Below are 24864 nucleotides of genomic sequence, written 5' to 3'. Positions count from 1 at the left end.
GAACAGGCCCCGATGGCACCCCGCTGCGGTATAACGGGACCCAACCGAACTACGTGGGAGATCCCGGATGAAGCGCACGCTCAGCATTCTGGTGTCAGGCGCGATGGCCCTCGCGGGCCTGGCCGTCGCGGCACCGGCGGCCAACGCCGCCACCGTCGACTGTCAGGACGTCACGAGGGGCCAGACCGTCGACGGCGACTTGGTGGTGTCGCAGTCGGCCTTCAGCTGCGTCCTCAACGACGTGACGGTCAAGGGCGACGTCGTCGTCGAGGCCAAGCGGGGCAGCTTCGCAGCGCAGGGCGGCTCCCACATCACCGGCAACGTCACCGCCGTGAATGAGCCGGTGAGCGTGTCCATCCATGACGGGAGCGTCGTCGACGGCGACGTCACCGTAAGTAACGCGACGGCGCAGGCGACGATCACCTTCAGGTCCAAGGTTCGCGGCAACGTGAACTTCACCGGGAACCGTTCACTGCTCCAGGTGCGGGGCAGCACCGTCGAGGGCAACCTCGCGGTCACTGACAACCGTGGCTCGTCGCTGGCCTTCTACAACAGCACGATCGAAGGCAACCTCATCTTCTCCCGCAACACCGGCGGGCTGAAGGGGGTCGCGGCCAACTCGATCCGCAACAACACCATCGGCGGCAACCTCGAATGCGAGGCCAACGTGGCCGCGCCGCAGGGCCGGGACAAAGTGGTGGGTGGCACCGCCAGCGGACAGTGCGCCACTTTCGTCAAGGTGGAGAAGCCGAAGCCGGTGGTGAAGTTCAAGCCCGCCGCCCCGTACACGCTGCCCGGCAACCACGTGGTCAACGGCCGCGACTGGCGGACCACCTGCGAGCCGTACTCCCGGACGCAGCGGTGTCGCACGGAGATCCTGGCCACCGTCGTGAAGATGGAAGCCGGCCGGTTCGTCCGCGAAACCGGGTGGGCGTTCAACAACCTCACCTACCTGCCGTACATGACGCGTGCGGCGTGGAAGGGCAACCGGCTGGGCGACCCGGCCTCCACCCAGAACGGCCAGTTCACCTCAGGCGGGCGCCAGTGGCGCACCGAATGCGACACCGCCGCCACCGGCCGCGACGCCTGCCGCAGCTACACGATGACCACGGTCTACGCGGCCGCCCCGAAGGCAGCCGGCGGGTACACGTTCAGCCAGAAGAACGAGTGGGTCTTCAACAACATCGTCATGTTCGGCGGGCCCGAGAAGCGTCCGTGAGCCTGTCACCTCGGTGAGCGACATATCTCTACCAAAACAGGGGGTCGGTGTGGATAATCCACACTGACCCCCTGATTTCGTAGAGATAAATCTCAGGCAGCTGAACTCTTGCGGGTGGGCTGGAGGCTGGCAAGATGAGGGGCTGTCGACAAGGGAGGCCGTCGGTGTCAGTTGCGGTGCTTGCGCTCCTCGTGGGCGCCACGGTGTTGTTCGCGTCGGCGACCCAACGCATCACCGGCCTCGGCTACGCCTTGGTGGCCTCTCCGCCCCTCGTCCTGCTGCTCGGCGCCGCCACTGGCGTGGCGCTGATCCAGATCATGGGCGTCAGCGTCGCCGTCGTGGTGCTGCTGTCCACCTTCAAACACGTGTCGTGGCGCAAGGCCGCCGGGCTGGCGCTGCCTGCGCTGATCGGCATCATCCCCGGCTGGTGGTTGGCGCGCACGGTGCCCGGCCCGGTGCTGCTGACCCTGATCGGTGGGATGGTGCTCCTCGCGTTGCTGACCATGGTCGCCAACTACCTGGGCTCCTCCGTGGGCGGCATTCTGCTGGGCCACGCGTGGGACATCGGCGGCTGGCCGCTCAGCGTGGCGGGGGCGCTGGCGCTGTTGGCCGTGGCTGGTGTCGCGGGCTCGACGGGTCGCCCGGCTGCGGCGGGCTCTAGGGCAGGTCCAACAACGCGATGTGATCCATCGAGCTCGATACCACGCCCTCCTGCAAGGCATGGATCTCCCATCCGTGGGTGAGATCCCAGGCGCCCACGATGCCGCCGGTGGCGAGGTTGAGTTCGTGCACGTCTGAATCGACGATCAGGAGCGAATCATCCGTCAGCACCGTGGTGCCGAGTTGGAGGCCGTACCCGTTGACCCAGAGGACCTCCCCGGTGGCCGGGTCGATCCCGGCGGTCTTCGTGCGGTCCGTGGCAATGAGCAGGTCGCCTGCGGTGGTGACAGTCGGCGGAACCTCCATGCCCAGCGCCTCGCCCATGCCGGTATCGAGGAGCTCGCCGACGGCGGCGCCGGTGTTGCTGTCCACGTGCATCAGCGTGCCGTCCTCGTCCAGGAAAGCGGGGAAGGTCACATCGCTGTCCCGAGGCAAGGCGCGGTTTGGGGAACGCCAGGCGCACGCCGCGCTCTGTGCGGGTGACGAAACGCAGATCGTAGTCGTAGGCCATGGCGACCGGGCCGTCGTTGCACCAGAGCCGCGACCCGTCGTCCACCAGCCGGCTGCAGAACGGCATGCCCTTGAGCTCACCCGTGGCGGCGTCGATGAAGACGGTGCGGGTGCCTATCCACAGGGCGCTGAGACCGTCGCCCACCCGTCGGAACCGCGGCCGGTCCAGCGCCGGCCCCTCGGGGAACCGCTCGGCCCGCACCCACACGCGGTTCTCGGAGAACAGGCCGTCGTGGCCCTCCACGCCTGACAGGTCGAGCTGCCACGCCTGGTTGAGTTCGCCGTCGAACCCGGTGACCACGGCGTGCGGCGCAGGCAGCCGCTGCTCGAGGAGGATGAGGTGATCCTGATCCACCGCGATGCCCGCGACCCAGCCGCCATATTCAGCCGACACCGTGGTCTCGCCCGTCTCCGGGCTGAGGAGGTGCAGCGTCCACCCGGTGCCCTGCCCCTGCTCCCACGCGGTGGCCTCGGCGCACGCGATGTGGTCGCGCAGGAGGGTGGGGGAGCAGTAGGCGCCCTCGAGGTCGCGGGTCCAGAGCTCCTCGCCGGTGCTGGCGTCAAGGCCGTGCAACCGGTTGTCGCCGCCGTCATCCCCGAGCGTGATCACGGCCCAGGTGGAGCCGGCGTCGATGATGGCCGCATCGTCGAGGAAGCCGTCGATGGAACTTTCGAAGATGCCCGCCGCGAGGTCGGGGCGCAGATCCACGGCGCTGAGGGTCCACACGGTGGGCGCGTCCACGGTGGCGCGTGGCGCTGGATTCCTCTCCGACGAGAGGGACGGACGCGACGGGCGCTCCTCCAGCGCCCGGTCCACCAGGAGCCACCCCGCGATGAGCGCGAGCACGATGAACGTGACGATGGAGGCGACCTCCGTGCGGCGGTGTCGCCGGGGCGGCAGGTTGGGGACGTGGCGAGGCTCGGGCGACGACGGTGCAGGTTCGGGCGGCGGCGCTGGCCGGGGCTCAGGCTCGGGGGCAGGGTCTGGCGTGGACATGGGCGTGGGCGCCTGGGGAGCGGCGGGGGAGCCATCGAGGGGCTCGGGGGCAGGGTCTGGCGTGGACATGGGCGTGGGCGCCTGGGGAGCGGCGGGGGAGCCATCGAGGGAGCCCCAGCCCTCAGGGCGCTCGAACTCGACGGCAGGCTGCTTCCGCCTGCGTTTCCCGATCTGCCACCACCTCACGGCGGCGAGGTTACCCGGGATATCAGCGTCATCTCTACCGATTCGGGGGGCCGGCGTGGATAATCCACACCGACCCCCCGAATCGGTGGAGATACGTTTCACGCCCCGGGTATGAGCGTGCTGGACGGTGACCAGAGACCGCGATTGTAGGGGTTACCCCGACGCGACGCGGGGCCCCCGGAGCGAACACTGAGTAGGTGCATTGCCATCCCCCGAAAGGACGCAACGTGTCACCCACCCGAAGGCGAACGATTTCGCTGACCCTCTTCGCCACGCTCATCGCAGCGTGGTTCATCCCCACGGCGCACGCGCTTGACGTGACGATCAAACCCAACGGGTTCGTCGCAGTCGCGCTGCCCGCCACCCCCGGGGCCACCCAACTGTGGATCGACGTCGAATCCCCAGGCCTCACCCACACCCAGGCCGTGGTGCGCCTCGACGGCGCTGGCGTCGAGATGCGCACCGGCCCGTTCGGCATCACCGGGATCGTCGTCCACGACCGCGGCCCGTCCACCCTCGAGGTGGCCCTTCGCGCGCCCGCCAGGGCGACGGTCTCGGTCATGTTCGCCGATGTGAGCGACCGCATCCTCCACTCGGACGCCGCCACGCTCAACTTCCGCGGCATGGACGATCCGAGCACCCCGCCCCCCGCAACGCCCACGGCACCGACCACGCCCACCGACCCCGGCCACACCTACGTGCGCACCGCGCCCTACACGCTGCCGGGCCTCCGCAAGGGCCTCAACGGACGCGACTGGAGCACCTCCTGCCAGCCCTATTCGCAGACCGAGCGCTGCCGCACCGAGATCTGGGCCACCGTCGTCCTGCTCGAGGACGGCCGCTTCGTGCGCAAGGAGGGCTGGGCGTTCAACAACCTCACCTACCTCCCGTACATGACCGAGGCCTCCTGGCACGGCAACCCGCTTGCCATGCACAACATGGCCGGCTTCACCTCCGGAGGACGCCAGTGGCGCACCGAATGCCACACCCCGCAGACCGGCAACGGCGCCTGCCGCAGCTACATCATGACCACGGTCTACGCCGCCACCGCGAAGCCTGCAGGTGGATACACCTTCTCGCAGAGCAACAAGTGGGTCTTCAACCACATCGTGATGTTCGGCGCACCGAGCTGGAGGGGCTGACATGATCGCCCGTTTCATCCGCTCGTTGCTGACCTTCATCGCGGCGTTCGCGCTGCTGCTCACGATGGCGCCGCTGGCGGCCAACGCCGCCCCCGGCGACGACGGCACGCCCATCCCCAAGCGCATCGACGACATGGTCCCCGCCCTCGACTCACCGTCCGGCCGCGGCGAACCACTGCCCGGGGGTGAGGCCGTCGCCTTCCCTGCCGGCGGCGCAGGCATGCACTCGGCGCTGATCCGGCTCTCCGTGTTCTCGCCCGACGTGGACACGCAGATCTCGGCCGCCGGCGCGCACGCGCTCCACGTGGCCAAGGGTCGTTCCTCCTCCACGACGGTGCTGGTCCCGCTGACCAGCGGCAAGTTCTCCGTCCTGGCCACGCGCACCGCGCAGGCACGAGTGGAGGTGCTGGCCACCTTCGGCGGCACCGCCGCCAGCGCAGGCGTCACGTTGGCGCTGCCCACCGCTGTCGCCCGCCCGGCTGACGGATCCCTCCTCAGCGCCGGCCCCGGCGACAGCGCCACCTTCGGCCTCGTCGGCGCCGGCGGCGTCCCATCCGACGGCGTGCGCGCCGTCCACGCCAGCCTCACCGTGCGTGCCACCACGGCCACCACGGTCAAGGTGGGCGCGCAGACGCTGCCGGTCAAGCCCGGCACCACCGTGCTCTCCACCGTGCTGACGCCTTCTGCGGCCGGCGACGTGGAGGTCACCGCGGGCGTGCCCGTCACCGTCGGCTTGCACGTGCGCGGCTGGGTCACCGGTGCCACCGCCGGCCCCAACAACGGCCCCGGGGCCTATTGGCCGGAGCCGCACAAGCTGCCCATCAGCTACACCGCCAACCCCACCCCGAAACCCGTCGAGGTGCACGGCCGCGCCGACGCCAGCCACGTGATGGCACTCATCTGGGCCGCCGCCGCCAAGCTCACCGCGCTCGAGGCCGGCGACCTCCGCCCGGGCCGCACCCGCGGCGCCGTCGTCGACCCGGCCACCGGCGCCCAACCCCAACTGGTGATCCTCCCCATCGAGGACGCCGAGATGGTGCTGCACCACGGCTCCGCCACCGCCAGGGTGATGGTGTTGGGCAGCTTCATCGGCGACGCCGGTGCGCCTGCCCTCCAAGGCCCCATCACCGTCGACTCGCCCGTGCAGGGCCCCGTCGACCTGGGTGACCACCTCACTGTCACCTTCTCCGGCCACCTCGATCTGCGCACCAGCACCCCGCAGCGCATCGAAGTGACCCTCCAGGGCCACCTTCTGGGCCTGGCCACCATGCGCCCGTCCGCCAGCGGCGTGACGTGGGAATTCACCACCGGCATCCGCGAACCCGGCGAACGCGCCTATGTGTTCACGCTCATCGGTCGCGACGACACCCGCACAGCCACCACCTGGCGCGGAATCTTCACCATCCCCGGTGCGGAGGCCGTGATCATCCAGGACGACGTGATCATCCTCGGCCGCTCCGACGACGACCCCGAACAGTTGGAACTGACCGACGACGCCGTGGCCTTCGCCACCGACCCGGGCTTCGTGCCGGGAGAGGTCATCGTCAGCGACGTCACCGAAGCAGCCCCCGACGGGTTCCTGCGGCGGGTGCGCGCCGTCGACGAGACTCCCGACGGTTTCGTGGTCCACACCGGCCCTGCGACCCTGGAGGACGTCTTCCTCCAGGTCAAGCGCGAGGCGTGGCAGCCGATGCTGCCCGGCGCACGTCCCGTCGAGCTACCCGCCACCGAACCGGGCGGGGTGGCGCTGACGGGGCACGCCGTCGTCCCCGCTGACGAGGCGTTCGTCGAGTTGCCACACGAGGCGGAGATGGAGGCCGTGACGGACGACACCGAGATCGACGAGCCGCCCACCGACTGGAGCGGACGCGTCGGCGCCAGTGTCAACGCGCTGAGGGGCGCCGCCGTCGGCCCGATGGCCATGCCCGTCCCGCGCCCACCCAGGCCGGAGGACGATCAGGGCGGCGACCCGCCGCCGTCGAAGGCTCAGACCACGGGCGAATCCGAGTACACCGATGTGTGGGACTTCAAGCTGCAGGACAAGGGCACCAAGGGCGCCGTGTCCTACGACATGAAGCTTGAGGGCATGTCCGCCATCGGCATGGAGGTGGTGTTCGTCCTCGAAGTCGACGTGGCGTGGGCTGGGCCCCTTCCTTATCCGGTGGTCAAGCAGTTCGAGACCTCGCTGCTGACCAGGGTGCAGGTTCGGCTCGAGGGAGACCTCGACATCAACGGCGCCTGGAAGAAGGAGTGGAAGAGCAGCATCCCGCTGCTGAGATTCCCCACCATGACCGTGTTCGTGGGGCCTGTCCCTGTGGTGATCGCGTTCAATGTGGACCTCACCATCAAGGCGAACGTCTCGATGTCGGCCGCTTTCCACCTGGGGTTCACGCAGGTCTCTGAGGCGTGGTTCAAGATCGGCTTCGCGTACAGGGACGGCAAGTGGGCCGCGATCAATGACGGTGCCACCAAGTTCGGCGACCCCGTCATGGACAGCGACGCCATCTTCCAAGGTCAGGTGCGCGCAGCCGCCGGGCCGGAGATCATGGCCAAGTTGATGCTCTACGACACGTTCGGCCCGGCGCTGGGCTTCGGCCTGAAGGCCGGCGTCGATCTGGACGCCAAGATGGAGGCAAACGGCCTGATGGCCCGGGTGAAGATCTACTTCACGGGCAGCGTGCTGGTGCAGGTCTCGCTGAAGATCCCCGTGATCAACGTCGACGTGACCGACCTCACCATCCTCGAGGGCGACATCCTCCGGTGGAACCTCGTCGACTGGAACTACGACTACTACGACCTGCTCACCGTGCCCAGGCCCGACCCTGATCCCGATCCCACCGACCCTCCGACGACGGACCCTCCAGATCCGACGGACCCGCCCACGACGGATCCGCCCGACCCGGTGGTCATCGACGCGCTCGAGTTCGCCAAGGCCATCGAGCTGCGGGAGTACATCTATGGCGGGGATGACGCGTGGTACGAGGATCGCGTGCCGATCGCGGCCGAGTGGGTCGACGGTCCGCCGTCGCCTGGCTCGGCGGCCATCGTGAAGGGCGACTTCAGCCTGCCGCCCACCGTCCTCAACCAGTACGAGGACACCCGGCCGGAAGCCCAGTTCCTCAAGGGTCGCTACCCCGTGCTGGGCACGGGTGGCACCAGCTTCTGGGACCCGGGCGCCGGCAGCAAGGGCAAGCCCGGCCCGGCGCACCGGGGGGAGGGTGTGACCGATTCCACCACGCTGAAGATCGACTTGCCGCCCATGAAGCGAGCCTCCTGCGTGAGCATCGCCGTGCTGGTGGGCGACTCCTCGGAGGAAGGCATCTTCGCCGCGGAGTGGGGCGGCACGTCGTGGCGACACGAGGGCGACATGCAGTTCTCGAGCGAGCACGCCGTCAACGACGAGGTCATCACACCGTGGTTCCCCTACCCGGGCGAACCGGTGTACCGGATGAACCGCGCCGGCCAGGACACGCGGGGCGTGGCGCCGTTCAGGTTCCAGGCGGTGACGAGGTGGCAGATCTCCGGCGACATCGGCCCGGGAAACTCGCTGTACCTCTCCACTGCAGCGTTTGACCCGAAGGGCCGCGGCGCCGCCATGGCCATCGAGTCCATCACGTTCATGGATTCCTTCCTGTGCCCCCGCCAGCCGAAGGGCACCCGGCAACTGTGGTCCGTGAGGGGGTTGGCCGACTGGTGACAGCTCTATCTTCCGTCGTGCGGGCGGAGTAGCCTGAGGCTCCCTCTCGGAGGAGGCCGCCATGGACGCGCCGCTCGTGGGCCGCGACGGTGAGCTGAGGCTCATCGTGGAATCCCTCGCGTTCGCCCGGCAGGGGCAGGCCCAGGTGGTCTGGCTCCAGGGCGACGCGGGGGCGGGCAAGACGACGCTGCTGCAGCGGGCTGTGGAACTGGCTTCGGCCGGTCCCGCAGCCCGCTGTTGCGTGTGGCGCGTGACCTGTGACCTGGCCGAGCGGCTCATCGAGCACGGCGTCTCGGAGCAGCTCCTGCGCCGGGCGACGGGGGCGGTGTCGGCGGATTCGCCGTCGTCGATCCGGTACGCGGAGCAACTGCTGGGGTCGTTGGCCGCGCAGGAGGATGTGACGGTGGTGCTGGCCATAGACGACCTGCACTGGTGCGACCGTTCCTCCCTCCAGATGCTGCGCTATGCCCTGCGCCGCCTCGACGGCCGGGTGCTGGTGCTGCTGGCCCACCGCCCCGTGTCGATGAGGCGGAGGCCGTGCTGGCCGGGCCCGGGGCCGTGGGGTTGAGCGCGTACGGGGCCTCGAGTGGCCTGCGGGGGTCGGCCGCGGTTGCCGTTGCGCGGGGGTCGCTGACCGAGGCTGAGTCGCTGCTCCGTGCCGCCGTCGACCTGGAGGCTGGGCCGGTGATGCAGGTGCGGGCGGAGTTGGCGTTGGGGCGCTGCTGCGTCGTCGCGGACAGCGGAGGGCGGCCGTGAAGTACCTGGAGCGGGCCTTGGCCAGGGCGTCGTCGCTGGGGGCCGTGGCGTGGCGGGAGCGCGCGGAGCGGGAGTTGGCGATGTCGGGGCTGAGGCCGTCGTCGGACGGGGTGGGGTTGACGCCGTCGGAGCGGGAGGTGTCGCGGCTGGCGGTGGAGGGGCTGACGAACCGGGAGATCGCCGAGCGGCTGAGCGTGAGCATCAAGACGGTGGAGAGCCATCTGACGAGAGTGTTCGTGAAGATGGGCGTGCGGCATCGGGTGGAGTTGGTGAGGGCGTTCCAGGTCGCCGAGCCCGGTCCCTGAGCGCTGGTTGAGTCGCGCCCGAGCGTTGGTTGAGCCAACTGCCCCCGAGCGCTGGTTGAGCCAACTGCCCCCGAGCGCTGGTTGAGCCAACCGCCCCCGAGTTTGCGAGGGGCGCGGTTGTGTCGAAACCGGGTGGTTTCTCGGCTCACGGCGACTCACGAACAGTGAGGACGGCGCGTAGGACTCGCGGGCCCAACCAGCGAAGCGTGGTGCTTCAGCGGTGCGGAAATATCTCTGCGTACAGAGGGCATCGTTGTGGATTATCCACACCTGCACCCCTGTGAGGTAGAGATAATGATGGGCTGAAGGGAGAGGCGATGGCTGAGGTAGTGGTGATCGGGTCGGCGAACGTCGATCACGTGGTGGAGATCGAGCACCGGCCGGTGGACGGCGAGACCATCCTGGGCTCAGACCTGACGTTCACCCCTGGCGGCAAGGGCGCCAACCAGGCCGTAGCGGCAGGGCTGCTCGGCGGGGCGGTGGCGTTCATCGGCTGCGTGGGTGCTGATTCGTCCGGCGACCTGCTCGTCGGCTCACTGGCCGGAGCCGGCGTCGACCTCTCGGGGACGGTGCGCGTGGGCGGGCCCACCGGGGTCGCGATCATCATGCTCACTCCGGATGGAGAGAATTCGATCATCGTCGCGCCCGGCGCCAACCGGCAGGTGACGCCCGAGGTCGTCGCCGGCAACGAGGTGTTGCTGGCCGACGCCCGGGTGGTGGTGGCGCAGTTGGAGATCCCGCTGGAATCGGTGGTGGAGGCCGTGTGGTACGCACCCGGCGCCCGTTTGGTGCTCAACGCGGCGCCGGCCGCCCCGCTGCCTGCCGAGTTGCTGGCGGAGTGCAACCCCCTGGTGGTCAACGAGTCCGAGGCCGCATCGCTACTGGGGGACGGGGCTCCGGAGGATGGAGCCGGATTGGCAGCGGCGCTGCTGGAACTTGGAGCCAGGTCTGTGGTGGTGACGATGGGGGCAGCCGGCGCGTTCGTGGCTGAGACCGGGGGAGATCCGGTGCACGTTGCGGCTGCGGAGGTGGAGGCGGTGGACACCACCGGCGCGGGCGACGCCTTCGTCGGCGCGCTGGCTGTGCGGTTGGCCGAAGGATCGGGATTGGCCGAGGCTGCGTCGTTCGCCTCGAGGGTTGCCGGGATTGCGGTGACGAAGAGGGGTGCGCAGTCGTCGTACCCGAGTCGCGCGGAACTCAAGTAGAGGGCCCCGTAGCTTGCCTGACACCTCGAGTGCAGCGAATTGCCCCGTCATCGACGCCGAAGTTATCCACAGGTTTGGGTTAGGGGTTCCAAAGTGACCCTTGTGCTTGTTTAGATGAAGCTCCACGTGGATCGGAGTTTCTGATGCGGCTGGTTCTTACTTCCGTAGCTGTTGTCGCGCTGCTGGTCGGTTGCTCGCCTGGGGATGAGGAGTCGCCGAGCCCAAGCCCGGAGCCGGTGGAGACGACGGTGTCAGAGTCGCCGGTGGTGAGCCCGAGTCCGTCGCCGACGACGGAGTCGCCCAGCCCCACTCCTACGCCCACGCCGTCGGTGTTCCAGTCGTACCCGGCTGATCTGCCGACGGAGGATCCGGAGTCGGCGGCGATCATCGCAGCCTGGCAGGAGTATCAGCGGGTCATGGACAAGTATCTTGCTGATCCAGATGGCTACACCGATTTCACCGAGACGCAGAATGTGACGACCGGGGAAGAGCAGAACATCGTCTTGGACACCGTGCAGCTCTACCGTGAGCGGAGAATTCAATCCAGAGGAGGCCTGTCTTTTGACTCACTGACCATCGGCGAGATGCAGCCGACAGGAGAAGGCGGTCAGCCGCAGGTGGCTCTCTCCTACTGCGTGGACCGCAGCCAAGGGAGAGTTGTGACGTATGACGGAGAGGTTTTCCCTACCGACCACCTGCAACCGCGTTTCAAAGAGGTCTCGACCATGGAGCAGGGGCTAGACGGAGTCTGGAGGGTTGCAGTCGTTCGCAACGGTGATGAGCCATGTTGAAGCGTTGGCTGAGCCCCCTGTTTGGCGCACTACTGATGCTCATTGTCGCGGGTAGCGCGACAGCGGACGATGCGATCTGTTCGAAGAGGGATCAACTTTCGGGTGAGTGTCTTCTCTGGATTCCCCTTGGCGGAGGCACTGAAAGGCCAGGGAATGGCTCAGGAGGTGGGAGCCCGCGCCCACAGCCTGCGCCTCCGTCGCAGCCGCGGGTGTGTTCCTACCAAGGCAAGGCAATTGACTGTGACATGCCAATGGGATCCTGGAGTTCGGCGGTGGGGGCGTGGTGTCGGTTGGCGCCGACGCAGCCGCCGTTGTCGGAGGCTGTGTGGGGTGGGCGTACGGATGGGGCGATTTATCTGTGCACGCGACCCGGTTTCGGTCTTCTTCCAGATCCGAATATGACGGCGTTGCGGTGGTTGCCGGGTCCGCCGGAGGCGGTGCGGGTCGATCCGCGGGAGGTCGCATTGCGGCTGTTGGCTCGGATTGATCTGCAGGCGGTGGAGCTCGGGATGTTTCCGGCCGGGGATAGTGATGTGCGGATGAGTTTTGTGGGCTGGAATACCTGGATGTGGGCGGAGACGCCGTCGCAGCAGCAGTGGGGGCCTGTTTCGTCGTCGGATTCGGGGAGCGGAATTACAGTGACGCTGACTGCGGAGGTTGACCGTGTGGAGTGGGACATGGGCGATGGCACGGTGGTGACCTGTGGGAAGGGGACGCCGTGGTCGGCGGCCAGGTCGCAGGGTGGGAAGAATGTTGCATCTCCTGATTGTGGGCATGTCTACGAGCAGAAGGGGACGTATGAGGTGACCGCGACGTCGTATTGGAATGTGCAGTGGAGCGGTGGTGGGCAGTCGGGGACGTTGCCGTTCTCGTTGTCGCGGAGTGCTGATTATCTGGTGGGGGAGTACCAGTCGCTCAACACGCAAGGCTGAAATGACGGAAGAGCCCCGCAGCCACCCACTCTGCTGATCCCCGCGGCAACAAGCGGCAAGGTGGTCGTCGATCCGGGCGCAGCGATAGCGTGCTGGGGTGACCGACGTGCTCTCCTCCACCGTGCCGATCTTCCTGATCGTCGCGCTGGGGTATCTGGTCACCCGGTTCGGGTCGCTCAAACGCGGCGACATGACGGTGCTGTCCACCTACGTCGTCAAGGTGGCGCTGCCGGCGCTGGTGTTCGTCAACGTCGCCGGGCGCACGCTCGCCGAGATCCTCGACCCAACGTGGCTGCTCACCTACGCCGTCGCCGCCATGGCCATGATCGCCCTCGGCCTGCTCTACGCCCGCGCGCGGGGGCTGTCCGCGAAGCGCGCGGCCACCGTCGCGTTCGCGATGAGCGGCACCAACAACGGGTTCGTCGGGTTTCCCATGTTCCTGATCCTGCTGCCCGACGTGGCGGGGCTCGCCGTCGGCATGGCCATGCTGGTGGACAACGTGCTCATCATCCCCGTGGCGATCGCGATGTTCGAGGCCGCCAGCGGGCGCGGCGGCCATTGGGTCAGGCAGCTGCTGGGGATCGTGCGACGCGTGGTCACGCACCCGATGGTGATCGCGATCGTCGCCGCGCTGCTCGTGGAGGCCTTCGCGGTCGAGCTGCCCGAGGTCCTGGACCGCTCGGTCACCATCGTGGCCAACAGCAGCTCCGCGGTCGCCCTCTTCGCGATCGGCGGGATGCTCGTGGGCCTCAAACTCCGCGGGCAACTGCGCGACATCCTCACCGCCGTGGGCGGAAAGCTGCTGCTCATGCCCGTGCTCGCCGTCGCACTCGTCACCCTGCTCCCGATGCTCGGGCTGCCCGCGCTGACCTTGGAGCTGCGCGTCGCCGCCGTGCTCACCGCTGCGTTGCCGTCGATGTCGGTGATGGCCACGGTCGCTGAGCAGCATGGCGAAGGCGACCTGGGTGCGGCATCGATGATGCTCTCGACGGTGTGCTCGTTCGTCACGCTGACCGCCTGGATGCTGGGCCTCACCGCGATCGGCTGGCTGTAATCGAGCGCCTGGCGGAAAATGTCAGAGGCTTCTCCTAGCGTTCTGGGTAGGAGGTAAACGATGAAAGTACTCGTTGCAAGCAAGGCCCTGGAACCCATCGAGGGCGATTACAACTTCTGCGTGGAAGGGGAGCTGGTCTACCTTCAGGAGCCCTGCGGCAGAGACCGACGAGACCCCGACGGCGGCTGCGGCTGCGGGAGGGGGTTCTCTGGGCTGATGTCCCACCGAGCATGCACCACCGCCAGCGTGGTGGAGACAGAGCTGAGTGAGGAGGATCTCTGCATGGCGATCGAGGCCAGCCTCGAAGCACAGGGCTGGCTGGACCCGTCGCTGATGAATCCCTGCGACAGGGCCGCAGTGGTGGGCCAGATCTTCCACGGGCTGCAGCGGATCACGGAGCGGTTCGAGGCAGGGACCCAGCTGCGGCGCCGGTTGGATCTTCTCTACACCTCGCCGGAGGCTTTGGAGAGCTACCTGGGCACGATGGATTAGCTGCTCCTGCGGAGGACGGCGAACCCGTCCCAGCCCTTCGTGCCCACCGTCTGGATCGCGGCCACCTCCAAGCGGGGGTCCTCGTTGGCGGCGGCGAGGGCGGCGCGCACTCCGCGGCTGTCGTCATCATCCGGGTGCAGCACGCGCCCGTCGCGCACCACGTTGTCGATCACGATCAGTGCGCCGGGGCTGGTGAGCTCGACGGCGCGGCTGAGGTAGGTGGGCAGCGAGGCCTTGTCGGCGTCGATGAACACGAAGTCGAAGGGTTCCACATCCAGCTCCGCGAGGCGGGCGGAGGTGCGGGCGGCGGGCCCGCACATGATGTCCACCCACGAACTGACGCCCGCCTCCTCCAGGTGGCGGCGGGCGGTCTCGGCGTTGCTGCGCTCCAGTTCTAGGCTGACCACGCGTCCGGCGGGGCCGACGGCGCGGGCCAGCCAGATCGTCGAGTAGCCGGCCAACGTGCCGAATTCGAGGACCCGCTTCGCTCCGGAGGCGGCGGCGAGGATGTGCAGGAGTCGGCCGAAAGACGGCGAGACCTCGATGCCGGGGCGGGTCACGTCGGTGGCGGTGCGGGCAGCGGAGAGGGCGTCGTCCTCGCCGGCGAGGGGCGCGAAGATGTCGTCGAGGGCCTCAGGCGTCGGTGAGTCGGCCATGCTCAGAGCCTAAGGCATGGCCTGGCGGCCGGTGGCAGTCTCAGCCGAGGTGGTCGGCGATCGCGACGGCGAGGTCACCGATGCCGCTGCTCACGCCGTCGCCCACCGTGATCACGCCGAACGGGGTGTCCTTGATCAGGCAGTTCTCGGCGCCGTTGGCGTCGGTGGAGCAGAGCACCTTGTCGTTGAGCACGGTGGGATCGGGGAAGAGCATGTCCTGCCAGCCCGGGTCCACGGTGGTGATGCCGAGGTCGAGCAGGAGAATGGTCTGGTCGCCCTGCCGGTAGGCGAGGGTGCCGTCGCTGGTGGTGAGTGTGTAGCCGAGGAGGGTCTCGGGCAGCGCGGCCGCAGTGAGGGGTTGTGGCTGGGCGCCCTGATCGGCCGGCTCCGTCTCTGCGGCGGGGGCAGTCTCGGTGGCGGGATCGGTCACGGGCTCGCTCGCCACCGGTTCGGTGGGCTCAACGGCCACCGTGGTCTCGGGGGCCGCCGGCTCAGTGGGTGCCGGCGCGACGGGGGGTTCCTCGGTGGGCGCTGGGTCCGCAGGTGCGGGCTCGATCGTGACCTCAGCGGGCGGTGCGGCCGGCGTCGGCTCCACGGAGGCAGTAGTGGTCTCGGTCGGGACGGGCGCGGGCACAGCCGTGTCGTCGTCGCCTCCGGTGAGCAGGAAGAACACGATGGTGCCGATGATGCCGATCAGCACCAGGGCGCCGATGACGTAGGGCAGCCGGCTGGGTCGGTTCTCTGCGGTGTCCTCGACGGGTTGCTCTGGGTCAGCAGTGAGGTCCGCTGGCTGGCTGGGCTCTGCCGGCTGTGGCGGCAATTGGATCTCGGAGTGGGGTTTCTGTGTCGGGGGAAACGTGCCCGTCTTGCGCGGGAGGGCCTGCGTCTGGTCCGGCTCGGAGGGCCGAGCCGAGTCCGCGGCCGGCTGGGAGTGGCCCCGGGCTGGGGGGATGACCGTGGTGGGGGTGTCCTCTGGGGATTCGCCTCCGGGAACGCCAGCGGGCTGTGAGGGCACGAGGGTGGGGGATGGCGGGGGCGGTCCGCTGAGCCGGCTCAGCGACTCCTCCGCCAGCCGGGCCGAAGCCTCCTCGTCCTCGCTGGCGACGCCCTCGTAGACCGCATCGTGGAACCAGGCCGCGAGGACGACCACAGGATCCGTGCACTGGAGCTCCTCGAGTGCGGTGAGGACCTGCGCCAGGTGGCGGACATCGTGGTAGTGGCGGTGCGGGTCCTGCCAGCGGGTCAGAAGGTCGTCGCGGAGGGAGTTGGGAAGGCCCAGCCCGCGCCAGGAGCGGTGCGCGACGTCGAGGGCCTGTTCCCGCGTGGGCGATTTCTGCGGCTTGCGGACGCGCAGGCCGCTGGCGGTGAGGGCGCGGATGAGCTCCATCTCGCCGACGGGGTGGGCGCCGAGGGCGACGAGGTCGTCGTAACGGGAGGCGGGCACGTCGTAGTGGTCGTGGTCGAACGCGCGTGGCGGCAGCTCAGCCTCGCGCGCGAAGGCGTGGAGTTCCTCAAGCGAGGTGTCTGAGATGAGATGCGCGAACACGGTGTCGTGAGCGGGCCAACGTGGTGGGTCGATCAGGATGCCCATCGCCCCATCCTTGCGTACGAGTACTGAAGCTTTGCCGCATATCTCTACCGATTCGGGGGGCGGTGTGATAATCCACGCTGCCCCCCCCCGAATCGGTAGAGATATTCTCGCTGGGCCAGATATCAGTCGGTCAGGAGATCGAGGCCGAGGTCGAGGACCTTCGCCGAGTGGGTCAGCGCGCCGATGGAGATGTAGTCCACGCCCGTGGCGGCCACGGCTCGGGCGGTGTCGAGGGTCAACCCGCCGCTGGCCTCGGTCTTTACCCCAGCGCGGCGGCAGAGGTTGACGGCTTCGCGCATGCTGTCGGGGCTCATGTTGTCTAGCAGCACCAACTGGGCGCCCACCTCGATGGCCTCGCGAACCTGGGCGATCGTGTCGCACTCCACCTCCACGGGGATCTCGGGAGCAGCCGCCTTCACCGCCTCGAACGCGGCGCGCACAGATCCCGTGGCGGCGACGTGGTTGTCCTTGATGAGGGCGGCGTCGCCGAGTGCCATGCGGTGATTGACGCCGCCGCCGTGCACCACGGCCGCCTTCTGCAGCGCACGCAGGCCGGGCACGGTCTTGCGGGTGTCGCGGATCCTGGCGCCTGTGCCGATGGGGGCGGCGGTGCAGGTGAGGCGGCCGCCCTGCAGGGTGAGGGCGAGGTGGTGTGGTGCGGTCTGCAGCGGGAAGTCGGCGCGGCGGTGCGCGCCCCTGGACTCCTGCCGGGCCAGCGCGGCCGTTGTGACGGCGGTGGCCACGAGGTGCAGGTTGGTGGCGGTGAGGGAGTCGTCGGTGAGGGCGTTCGTGGTGGGGGCGGCGCGCAGGTGCTCGAGCAGAGCGGTGAGGCCGTCGGCGGTGCGGGCGACGAATGCGTGGCTTTGCATCGCGGCCTTGAGTGCTGGGATGGAGGTGGGATTGATGAACGGGTTGGGATTGAGGTGTTGGATCGGCTGCGGGGGCCCTTCGTCGTGTCCCGGCTCCTTCGTCGCGGGGCCACGCTCAGGGGCCGTCCCAGTCAGGTGCTGGCCGAGGCGGTCGCCCATCACGAGAGCTTCGGTGAGGGAGTTCGAGGCCAGGCGGTTGGCGCCGTGCACGCCCGTGGCCGCGACCTCGCCGACGGCGAACAGACCCGGCACCGTGGTCACGCCGTCGAGCGTGGCGGCGACGCCCCCGCACGAGTAGTGCGCCGCCGGGTGCACGGGGATGGGCTGGGTGACGGGATCGACGCCGCGCTCCCGGCACAGCCCGAGGACGCCGGGGAAGTGTCGCTCCCACTTCGCGGCGCCGAAGGCCGTGGCGTCGAGGAACGCGTGCGGCTCGCGGGTGGTTCGGAGGTGGGCGATGATCGCGGCGGAGACGACATCGCGGGGTGCAAGGTCCTTCAGCGGGTGGACGCCGTCCATGATCCGCGTGCCGCGTGAGTCGACCAGCACGGCGCCCTCGCCGCGCACCGCCTCGCTGATCAGGACCCCGCGGGAGGTGGCCGCGTCGTCTGCCAGGACGGTGGGGTGGAACTGGACGAACTCGATGTCGCGCACGGCCGCACCCGCGCGTAGGGCCGCAGCGACGCCGTCGCCCGTCGCCCCGGCCGGGTTCGAGGTGACCGGCCAGAGCTGGCCGAGGCCGCCGGTGGCGAGCACCACCGCATCGGCGTGGATCGTGAGGTCCGGCAGCACGCGCACGCCGACGGCACGCCCACCGTCGGTCAGGATGTCAACCAGGCGCGCGTCCTCCAGGATGCGCACGCTGCTGCCCTCCAGCGCCTGCGACAGAGCGGCCCACAGCGCGCGTTCGATCTCCGCGCCGGTGGCATCGCCGTCGGCGTGGATGATCCGACGGTGGGAGTGGCCGCCTTCGAGGTGCAGGTCGAGTGCGCCGGTGGGGGTGCGGTCGAACTGCGCGCCGAGCTCGATCAGGCGACGGATGGTGCCGGGCGCGGCAGCGACGAGTTCGCTGACTGCGGCCTCGTTGCAGAGGCCTGCGCCGGCGGTGAGGGTGTCGGCGATGTGGGATTCAACGCAGTCTGTGGCGTCCCAGACAGCGGCGAGGCCGCCCTGGGCCCAAGCGGTCGCGGAATCGGTGACGCCGGAGCGGGTGATGGCGACGGTGTCGACGCCGGCGGCGGCCAGGTGCAGCAGCGTCGACAGGCCCGCCGCGCCTGTGCCGACGACCACCACCTGAGTGTGGAGGGGCTGGGGGGAGACCGGCTCGACCAGGGTGGTCGTCATTCGCCGGAGCCCTGGTTGCCGATGGCGATCATCCGCTCGACGGCGCGGCGGGCCCTCGCGGCGACCTCGGGCTCCACATCCACCTCGAAACCCCTCGTGGTCTCGGGGCTACCCAGGCAGGCTTCCAGCTTCTCGGGTGTGATCAGCTTCATGTACGGGCACGACGCCTGGGGATTCACGGCGCGGAAGTCCGTCGTCGGGTTGGCTTTGCGGAGTTGGTGCAACATGCCGATCTCGGTGGCCACCAGCACCTGCCCGCGGGTCTCCTGCCGGGCCGCGTCGAGCATGCCGCCCGTCGAGAGGATCTGTGTGCGGCCCGCGGGGATCGCGCCCGACTCCGCCAGCCACAGCGCCGACGTCGTGCAGCCGCACTCGGGATGCACGTAGAGCGCCGCGTCGGGATTGTCGTGGACGGCGTCGATGAGGCTCGACGGCGAGATGTCGGCGTGCACGTGGCATTCACCCAGCCACACGTGGATGTTCCGGCGGCCCGTGGCGCGGCGCACATGGGCGCCGAGGAATTGGTCCGGGAGGAACAGGATCTCGCGGTCTTCGGGGATGCTGAGCACCACGTCGACGGCGTTGCTTGAGGTGCAGCAGACGTCCGTGAGGGCCTTCACCTCGGCGGTGGTGTTGACGTAGGAGACGACGACGGCGCCCGGGTGTTCGGCCTTCCAGGCGCGTAGTTGCTCGGCGTTGATGGTGTCGGCGAGAGAGCAGCCAGCCCCCTGATCCGGGATCAGCACGCGTTTGGCGGGGGAGAGGATCTTGGCGGTCTCGGCCATGAAGTGGACGCCTGCGAACACGATGGTCCCTGCGTCTGCGGTGGCGGCGAGCCGGCTGAGCGCGAGGGAGTCGCCCACGTGGTGCGCGACGTCCTGGATGATGCCGGCCTGGTAGTTGTGCGCGAGGATCACGGCGTCGCGCTCGTTGGCGAGGCGGTGGATGCGCTCCTGCCAGGCCGCGACCTCCTCCGAAGTCCAGTTCTCCCACGATGTGGGGGTGAGGGTCAGCGTCATGTCGCTTCCTTCCGCAGGTTATCGCCTCAAAGGCGGAAACTGATGTAACAGTAACATGCAGCCATGACCGAGAGCCAAATCCGCGACGCCGCCGGAGTCGCCCTGTATCGCCACGAGGCCATCGGGGCGGTGCTGCAGGTGCGCGGGGTCGCGGGGCAGGAGGCGACGCCGACGTTGTGCGTGCTCACCGCGGTGCGCGGCCCGGCGCCGTTCGCGGGGCTGCCGGCGCTGCCGTCCGGCCCGGTCGAGCCGGGCGAGACGCTGGGCGACGCGGTGCTGCGCCACCTGGCGGCGAAGGTCGACGTGGGGGGTCTGGGGCATCTGGAGCAGTTGGGCACACGCTCGGATCCGGCGCGGGACCCCGCGCAACGCACCATCGGCACCACGTATCTGGGGCTGGTGGCGGCCGACGCGGAGCCGGCCTTGCCGGACAACGCAGCCTGGGTTGCGGTTGATGCTGTGCCGGAGATGGCGTTCGACCATCGAGACGTGGTGGAGCACGCCGTCGAGAGGCTTCGGGCGAAGCTGTCCTATACCAACATCGGGTTCGCGTTGATGCCCGAGGAGTTCACGATCGCTGAACTGAGGGCTGTGTACATGGCGGCGCTGGGGCGCGACGTGGCCGCGACCAACCTGCAGCGGGTGCTGACGCGGCGGGGGCAGCTTGAGGCGACCGGGGAGATGTCGGCGCCGGGGTCGAAGGGGGGTCGCCCGGCGAGGGTGTTCAGGTTTGTGGACCGCGAACTCGTGGTCACGGACCCCTTCGCGGTGTTGCGTCCGGAGTAGCCGGACCGCCACGCCGTCGTCGTTGAGGAGCACGGCCGAGACCTCGTCGGCGTGCGACTCCTGGGCCACAGACCCAAGGCGAAACGGATGCGATCAGACGTGTGGCTTGGTCTCGGGTGGATTGTCGATCAGATCTCGCGGCTCGTCGAGGCGCTGCACGGTGCCCGCGGTGCCGTCGTTGCGCGACCACGCCACCTGCAGATCATCGCGGCCGACGAAGCGCACCAAATGGCGACCCACGGCGCCCTCGACCCGCTCGATCGCCTCAAGGTCAGGACCGCTCACCTGCATGGTGATGGTTCCGCCCTGCACCGCGACCTCGGCGCGCCCGGTCTCGCCCAACTGCATCCAGCCGCTCTCCGACGCCGGGTCCCACCCGCCGCCGAACTTGCGCGACATGTGGCTGACCAACTGCTTGGCGTAGCGCGCCGCGCGCTCCACCTCGACGACGGCGGTGCTCGTGACGGCTAGGTTAGGGTTACCTAAGTTCATGCGGCCAGGATAGCTGGGCGAGGCATGCCAGCTACACCGAATCCCGCTCGATCAACTCCATGTCAAGCACGATCGTGCGGGCCGGGGCACCTGCGATCATGTCGAGCGCGGTCTCCGCGGCCAAGCGACCCTCTTGGTTCAGCGGCTGTCGCACCGTCGTCAGCGCGGGGGTCACCGCCGTGGCCAGGTTGTGGTCGTCGAACCCGATCAGCGATACATCCGCCGGCACGTTCTTCCCCCCCAGCGACAGGGCCTGTAGGGCTCCGGCGGCGATCCGGTCCGAGGCGGCCAGCACGCCGTCGATCTGAGGTTCCCGCTCCAGCAGCGATCGCATGCTCTCGAACCCGGAGGCTTCGTCCCAGCCCGTCCATACGGCCAACTCGGGGTCGAAGGTCCCGCCCATTGCAGCGCGGTAGCCCAGTAGACGGTCGACCGCAGCGGGGTTGTCCTGCGGCCCGTTGATGATGGCGATCCGACGGCGGCCGCGCTCCATCATCCGCGTACCGGCCAGTTGTGCGCCAGCGACGTCGTCGGCGTACACGTTGCCGAACACCCCCACGTACGGGTGTCCCTCCACCTGTCCGCAGAGCACGACGGGGAGCGTGCCCTCTTGGAGTGCCTCGAGCATGTCGCCGCCGACATAGGGGGAGATGGAGATCACGGCGTCGAAGGAGCGTCGCTCGAAATGTCGCAGCGCGCGCCGGTGCTCGGATTCGGACCAGGCTTGTAGCAGCACAGGCATGGTCGATGTCTCCGCGAGGCCGTCGTTGACGCCGCGCAGCACAGTGAGGAAGGTGGGGTCGCTGAAGAACTCGTCCAGCGGTTCGGTCACCAGGATGGCGATGGTCTCCGAGCGGCCGACGGCGAGGGCCCGGCCGAGTCTGTTCATGACGAAGCCTGTCTCCTGGACGGCAGCGCGTACCTTCTCCTTGGTGACGTCGGTGACCTGAGGTGAGTCGTTGAGCGCGCGGGACGCCGTGGCCCGTGACACCCCTGCCACGCGGGCTACGTCCGCGATGGTGGCGCGCTTGACCATGGTTGTATCCCCCGTTCTCTCGGCGGCCGACGGGCCCCATTGTGTCACGCCGTATGAAACCGATTTCATTGCGACCCCGCTGCTGACAAAGCGACGTCGGGCGTGTATCTTGGTTGAAATGAAACCGGTTTCATCCAAATCTCGAGCAAAGGAGACCGAGTCCATGTCAGATCCCCGCGACTGGGAAAACCAAGCACTCACCGGGCGCAACCGGCTCCCCGCCCGCGCATACTTCTTCGGCTACGCCAACCCCGACGACGCAGCCACCCGCGACCGCACGAGGTCGCGCGGCTTCGTCAGCCTCTCCGGGCCCTGGCAGTTCCGGCTCTTCGACGGCCCACTGCGTGTCCCTGCCGCCTTCCTGGCCGAATACCACGGCGACTGGGACGAGGTCACCGTCCCTCACATGTGGCAGGTCGACGGCTACGGCCACCTCCAGTACACCGATGAGGGGTACCCCTTCCCCATCGAACAGCCCCGCGTGCCAGCCGACACGCCCACGGGGGCCTATCAGCGCGTCGTCAGCCTCACCGCCCCCGCCGAGGGGGAGCAGGTCATCCTGAAGATGGACGGCGTGGAGTCCTACGCGGAGATCTACCTCAACGGGAACTTTGTCGGTATGACGAAGGGCTCGCGCCTGACCGCAGAGTTCGACATCACGGCCCTCATCGTCGACGGCGACAACCTCTTCGCAATCAAGGTCCTCCAATACTGCGACGCCACCTACATCGAGGATCAGGACATGTGGTGGGCATCGGGCATCTTCCGCGACCTGTACCTCATCACGCGACCCCAGGCCCGGCTGACGGACTTCTTCGTCTTCACCCACAAGGTGGGCGACTCCGCGGAGGTCACCCTCACCGCAGAGGCCGAGGGCACGCGACAGATCGGGTGGAGGATCACCGACGGCGGCACCACCGTCGCGGAGACCGTCCTCAACCCTGGCGACACGGTCACGGTCACCATCGAGGACGCCACGTTCTGGAACCCCGAGACGCCGTACCTCTACGACATGACTTTGACTGTCATGGGTGACGACGGCCCGGCCGAGTACGTCCCCCATCGCCTGGGCCTCCGCGAGATCACCATCGTGGACGGGCTGATGCGCCTCAACGGCTCGTACTTCATGATGCACGGCGTCAACCGCCACGACCACGACCCTGAGAAGGGCCGCGCCATCTCCATGGACCGTGCTCGCCGTGACCTCGAGCTCATGAAGCTTCACAACATCAACGCCGTGCGTACCGCGCACTATCCGAACGACCCGCGCTTCTACGAGATGACCGATGAGATCGGGCTGATGCTGATCGCTGAGACGGATCTCGAGTCGCACGGCTTCGCCAACGTTGACGACCTGGGCCGCGTCACTGACGACCCCGCGTGGGAGGCGGCCTACGTCGACCGCATCGAGCGTCACGTCCTGGCTCAGCGCAACCACGCATCGGTGTTGATCTGGAGCCTCGGCAACGAGTCTGAGTTCGGGTGCAACATCCGCGCGATGTACCACCGCGCCAAGGAACTCGACCCGACCCGCCCGGTGCACTACGAGGAAGATCGCAACGGCGAGGTGGTCGACATCATCTCGACGATGTACTCGCGCGTGCAGCAGATGAACGACTTCGGGGAGCATCCGCATCCCAAGCCGCGCATCAACTGCGAGTACGGCCACTCGATGGGCAACGGCCCCGGCGGACTGTCCGAATACCAGGAGGTGTTCAACAAGTGGGAGTCGATCCAGGGGCACTTCATCTGGGAGTGGTGCGATCACGGCCTGCTGGATCACACTGAAGACGGCCGCGAGTTCTACGCCTACGGCGGTGATTACGGCGACTACCCCAACAACAAGAACTTCTGCATCGACGGCATGGTCTTCCCCTGGCAGGAGCCCAGCCCCGGCCTGACCGAGTACAAGCAGGTCATCTGCCCGGTGCGCGTCTCCTGGGCCGACGGCGAACTCACCGTCACGAACCGCCGCTGGTTCACCGGCCTCGGCGACATCGAGATCCGCGTCGAAACCACCGTCGACGGCGAGGCGGCCGAGCCTCTGATCCTCACCCCGGAGCCCGTCGGGCCGGGGGAAACCTGGGCCACTGAGCTCGAGCTGGAACTGGGCGACGGGGTTCCCGCGGCCGCAGTGGCGCGGGTCTTCTCAACGCAGGCTCACGACTGGGCCGACGCCGGTCGGGAACTCGGCGTGTTCCAATTGGCGGTCGTGGATGTACTCCCGGCGCCGCCGTCAGTGGAGGGTGCGGTGGAGACCGCTGAGGACGAATTCACCCTCACAGTCACTGCAGGAAACGGGGAACTCGTCTTCGATAAGGTCGACGGCGCGCTCCTCTCCTGGCAGGCCGCCGGCCGCTCCCTGGTCGAGTCGCCGTTGAAGGTGGGCTTCTGGAAGCCGCTGATCGACAACCATCAGCAGGAGGCGGACGAGCACTGGCTGCCCAACCATGTGGAGATCATGCAGACCTCGGCACGTGACGTCACCTGGCGTCAGGATGGCGACGCGCTCGTCATCGAGCACGAGGTGCGCGTCGCCCCGCCGGTGCTCGATTTCGGCATGCAGTGCCGCGTCGCCTGGCGTATCACCCCCGATGGCGTCGCCACCGTGCACGTCGCCGGCGAGCCCTACGGCGACTACCGCGACATCATCCCGCGCATCGGCGTCAGCCTGGAGGTGCCGGGCGCCCTTCAGCACATCTCCTGGTTCGGTCGTGGCCCTGGTGAGAACTACCCGGACTCCAAAGCCGCCAACACCATCGGATTCTGGCACGCCACCGTCGAGGAGATGGAGACTCCGTACGTCTATCCGCAGGATTACGGCAACCGGGGCGATGTGCGCTGGATGACCATCACCGACGACGCCGGCAGCGGCCTCCACATCAGCCGCCCGGCGGATCAGGCCCCGTTCCACTTCTCCGCCTGGAACTACACCTGCCAGGACATAGACGACGCCCAGCACCGCACCGATCTGAAGCGCCGCGACCACGTCACCCTCAACCTCAACGACCAGGTGATGGGGCTCGGTTCCAACTCCTGGGGTTCGGAGGTGCTCGACGCCTACCGCACCCGCTTTGAGAGCTTCGACTTCTCGTTCACCATCCGCCCCACCGAGGAGAAATGAC

General features: G+C 68.4%; 20 protein-coding genes. 13 read left to right on the top strand and 7 right to left on the bottom strand.

The annotated features are described in order from the left end of the window. Positions 1-67 precede the first annotated feature (67 nt). Together BN1186_RS03345 and BN1186_RS03340 are read left to right on the top strand one after the other, a co-directional pair. Positions 68-1219 carry a right-handed parallel beta-helix repeat-containing protein gene (locus tag BN1186_RS03345; RefSeq protein ID WP_040282515.1) on the top strand — a complete coding sequence of 384 codons (1152 nt, stop codon included), beginning with the start codon at positions 68-70 and terminating at the stop codon, positions 1217-1219. Between the two features lie 164 nt (positions 1220-1383). Then, positions 1384-1962: a sulfite exporter TauE/SafE family protein gene (locus BN1186_RS03340; RefSeq protein ID WP_139650791.1), complete on the top strand. Its 579-nt coding sequence runs from the start codon at positions 1384-1386 to the stop codon at positions 1960-1962. A gap of 74 nt (positions 1963-2036) precedes the next feature. Here BN1186_RS03340 and BN1186_RS16210 read toward each other — a convergent pair whose 3' ends face one another. After that, the gene (locus tag BN1186_RS16210) at positions 2037-3572 is read right to left on the bottom strand and encodes a PQQ-binding-like beta-propeller repeat protein (protein ID WP_040282513.1); all 1536 of its coding nucleotides are present in this window, start codon (positions 3570-3572) and stop codon (positions 2037-2039) included. 227 nt (positions 3573-3799) lie between these two features. Between BN1186_RS16210 and BN1186_RS03330 the strand changes: the two genes are divergently transcribed. The 9 genes from BN1186_RS03330 to BN1186_RS03285 all read left to right on the top strand — a co-directional run bounded on the left by BN1186_RS03330 (position 3800) and on the right by BN1186_RS03285 (position 13946). Continuing rightward, positions 3800-4714 carry a hypothetical protein gene (locus BN1186_RS03330; protein ID WP_040282512.1) on the top strand — a complete coding sequence of 305 codons (915 nt, stop codon included), beginning with the start codon at positions 3800-3802 and terminating at the stop codon, positions 4712-4714. 1 nt (position 4715) lies between these two features. Then, complete coding sequence (locus BN1186_RS15355; RefSeq protein ID WP_040282510.1) at positions 4716-8411, top strand: hypothetical protein; 3696 nt, start codon at positions 4716-4718, stop codon at positions 8409-8411. A 61-nt stretch (positions 8412-8472) separates the two neighbouring features. Beyond that, on the top strand, positions 8473-8979 hold the full coding sequence (locus BN1186_RS03315) for an ATP-binding protein (protein WP_040282508.1): 507 nt from the start codon (positions 8473-8475) through the stop codon (positions 8977-8979). Between the two features lie 184 nt (positions 8980-9163). Next, complete coding sequence (locus BN1186_RS03310; RefSeq protein ID WP_040282505.1) at positions 9164-9472, top strand: helix-turn-helix domain-containing protein; 309 nt, start codon at positions 9164-9166, stop codon at positions 9470-9472. Between the two features lie 317 nt (positions 9473-9789). After that, positions 9790-10677, top strand: a complete 888-nt coding sequence (locus tag BN1186_RS03305; protein WP_040282503.1) for a ribokinase — start codon at positions 9790-9792, stop codon at positions 10675-10677. A 143-nt stretch (positions 10678-10820) separates the two neighbouring features. Beyond that, positions 10821-11468 carry a hypothetical protein gene (locus BN1186_RS03300; protein WP_040282501.1) on the top strand — a complete coding sequence of 216 codons (648 nt, stop codon included), beginning with the start codon at positions 10821-10823 and terminating at the stop codon, positions 11466-11468. Between the two features lie 437 nt (positions 11469-11905). Then, positions 11906-12400, top strand: coding sequence for a PKD domain-containing protein (locus BN1186_RS03295; protein WP_139650787.1), 495 nt, complete (start codon positions 11906-11908; stop codon positions 12398-12400). 97 nt (positions 12401-12497) lie between these two features. Further along, the gene (locus BN1186_RS03290) at positions 12498-13454 is read left to right on the top strand and encodes an AEC family transporter (RefSeq protein ID WP_040282500.1); all 957 of its coding nucleotides are present in this window, start codon (positions 12498-12500) and stop codon (positions 13452-13454) included. 60 nt (positions 13455-13514) lie between these two features. After that, positions 13515-13946 carry a DUF7715 family protein gene (locus BN1186_RS03285; protein WP_052459723.1) on the top strand — a complete coding sequence of 144 codons (432 nt, stop codon included), beginning with the start codon at positions 13515-13517 and terminating at the stop codon, positions 13944-13946. On the opposite strand, the gene BN1186_RS03280 is transcribed toward BN1186_RS03285, so the two are convergent. From BN1186_RS03280 to nadA, 4 genes are all read right to left on the bottom strand, one after another. After that, a complete protein-coding gene (locus BN1186_RS03280) occupies positions 13943-14602 on the bottom strand; it encodes an O-methyltransferase (protein WP_040282498.1) in 660 nt (219 codons plus the stop codon). The two genes, BN1186_RS03285 and BN1186_RS03280, sit on opposite strands and share 4 nt — an antisense overlap. 40 nt (positions 14603-14642) lie before the next feature. Then, positions 14643-16193 carry a DUF4031 domain-containing protein gene (locus tag BN1186_RS15915; protein WP_052459722.1) on the bottom strand — a complete coding sequence of 517 codons (1551 nt, stop codon included), beginning with the start codon at positions 16191-16193 and terminating at the stop codon, positions 14643-14645. 122 nt (positions 16194-16315) lie between these two features. Continuing rightward, complete coding sequence (gene nadB, locus BN1186_RS03270; RefSeq protein WP_052459721.1) at positions 16316-18406, bottom strand: L-aspartate oxidase; 2091 nt, start codon at positions 18404-18406, stop codon at positions 16316-16318. Next, positions 18403-19425 carry a quinolinate synthase NadA gene (gene nadA, locus BN1186_RS03265; protein ID WP_040282496.1) on the bottom strand — a complete coding sequence of 341 codons (1023 nt, stop codon included), beginning with the start codon at positions 19423-19425 and terminating at the stop codon, positions 18403-18405. The genes nadB and nadA overlap by 4 nt, the downstream gene beginning before the upstream one ends. Before the next feature lie 63 nt (positions 19426-19488). On the opposite strand from nadA, the gene BN1186_RS03260 reads away from it, so the two are divergent. Further along, positions 19489-20211: an NUDIX hydrolase gene (locus tag BN1186_RS03260; RefSeq protein ID WP_052459720.1), complete on the top strand. Its 723-nt coding sequence runs from the start codon at positions 19489-19491 to the stop codon at positions 20209-20211. 93 nt (positions 20212-20304) lie between these two features. Here BN1186_RS03260 and BN1186_RS03255 read toward each other — a convergent pair whose 3' ends face one another. Together BN1186_RS03255 and BN1186_RS03250 are read right to left on the bottom strand one after the other, a co-directional pair. Beyond that, positions 20305-20703, bottom strand: coding sequence for a DUF2218 domain-containing protein (locus BN1186_RS03255; RefSeq protein ID WP_052459719.1), 399 nt, complete (start codon positions 20701-20703; stop codon positions 20305-20307). A 31-nt stretch (positions 20704-20734) separates the two neighbouring features. Then, complete coding sequence (locus tag BN1186_RS03250) at positions 20735-21739, bottom strand: LacI family DNA-binding transcriptional regulator (RefSeq protein WP_040282494.1); 1005 nt, start codon at positions 21737-21739, stop codon at positions 20735-20737. 163 nt (positions 21740-21902) lie between these two features. Here BN1186_RS03250 and BN1186_RS03245 point away from each other — a divergent pair, with 163 nt between their 5' ends. Further along, complete coding sequence (locus BN1186_RS03245; protein WP_040282492.1) at positions 21903-24863, top strand: glycoside hydrolase family 2 TIM barrel-domain containing protein; 2961 nt, start codon at positions 21903-21905, stop codon at positions 24861-24863. Position 24864 lies beyond the last annotated feature (1 nt).

This window comes from Tessaracoccus massiliensis, assembly GCF_000826065.2.
Classification (GTDB): domain Bacteria; phylum Actinomycetota; class Actinomycetes; order Propionibacteriales; family Propionibacteriaceae; genus Arachnia; species Arachnia massiliensis_A.
The sequence above is the reverse complement of the archived record's forward strand: the minus strand, read 5'-3'. Positions and strand labels throughout refer to the sequence as shown.

Coding starts and splice junctions, on each gene's coding strand:
- BN1186_RS03345 (WP_040282515.1), top strand. CDS start 68: ATGAAGCGCACGCTCAGCATTCTGGTGTCAGGCGCGATGGCCCTCGCG.
- BN1186_RS15355 (WP_040282510.1), top strand. CDS start 4,716: ATGATCGCCCGTTTCATCCGCTCGTTGCTGACCTTCATCGCGGCGTTC.
- BN1186_RS03315 (WP_040282508.1), top strand. CDS start 8,473: ATGGACGCGCCGCTCGTGGGCCGCGACGGTGAGCTGAGGCTCATCGTG.
- BN1186_RS03305 (WP_040282503.1), top strand. CDS start 9,790: ATGGCTGAGGTAGTGGTGATCGGGTCGGCGAACGTCGATCACGTGGTG.
- BN1186_RS03300 (WP_040282501.1), top strand. CDS start 10,821: ATGCGGCTGGTTCTTACTTCCGTAGCTGTTGTCGCGCTGCTGGTCGGT.
- BN1186_RS03285 (WP_052459723.1), top strand. CDS start 13,515: ATGAAAGTACTCGTTGCAAGCAAGGCCCTGGAACCCATCGAGGGCGAT.
- BN1186_RS03280 (WP_040282498.1), bottom strand. CDS start 14,602: ATGGCCGACTCACCGACGCCTGAGGCCCTCGACGACATCTTCGCGCCC.
- BN1186_RS15915 (WP_052459722.1), bottom strand. CDS start 16,193: ATGGGCATCCTGATCGACCCACCACGTTGGCCCGCTCACGACACCGTG.
- nadB (WP_052459721.1), bottom strand. CDS start 18,406: ATGACGACCACCCTGGTCGAGCCGGTCTCCCCCCAGCCCCTCCACACT.
- nadA (WP_040282496.1), bottom strand. CDS start 19,425: ATGACGCTGACCCTCACCCCCACATCGTGGGAGAACTGGACTTCGGAG.
- BN1186_RS03260 (WP_052459720.1), top strand. CDS start 19,489: ATGACCGAGAGCCAAATCCGCGACGCCGCCGGAGTCGCCCTGTATCGC.
- BN1186_RS03255 (WP_052459719.1), bottom strand. CDS start 20,703: ATGAACTTAGGTAACCCTAACCTAGCCGTCACGAGCACCGCCGTCGTC.
- BN1186_RS03250 (WP_040282494.1), bottom strand. CDS start 21,739: ATGGTCAAGCGCGCCACCATCGCGGACGTAGCCCGCGTGGCAGGGGTG.
- BN1186_RS03245 (WP_040282492.1), top strand. CDS start 21,903: ATGTCAGATCCCCGCGACTGGGAAAACCAAGCACTCACCGGGCGCAAC.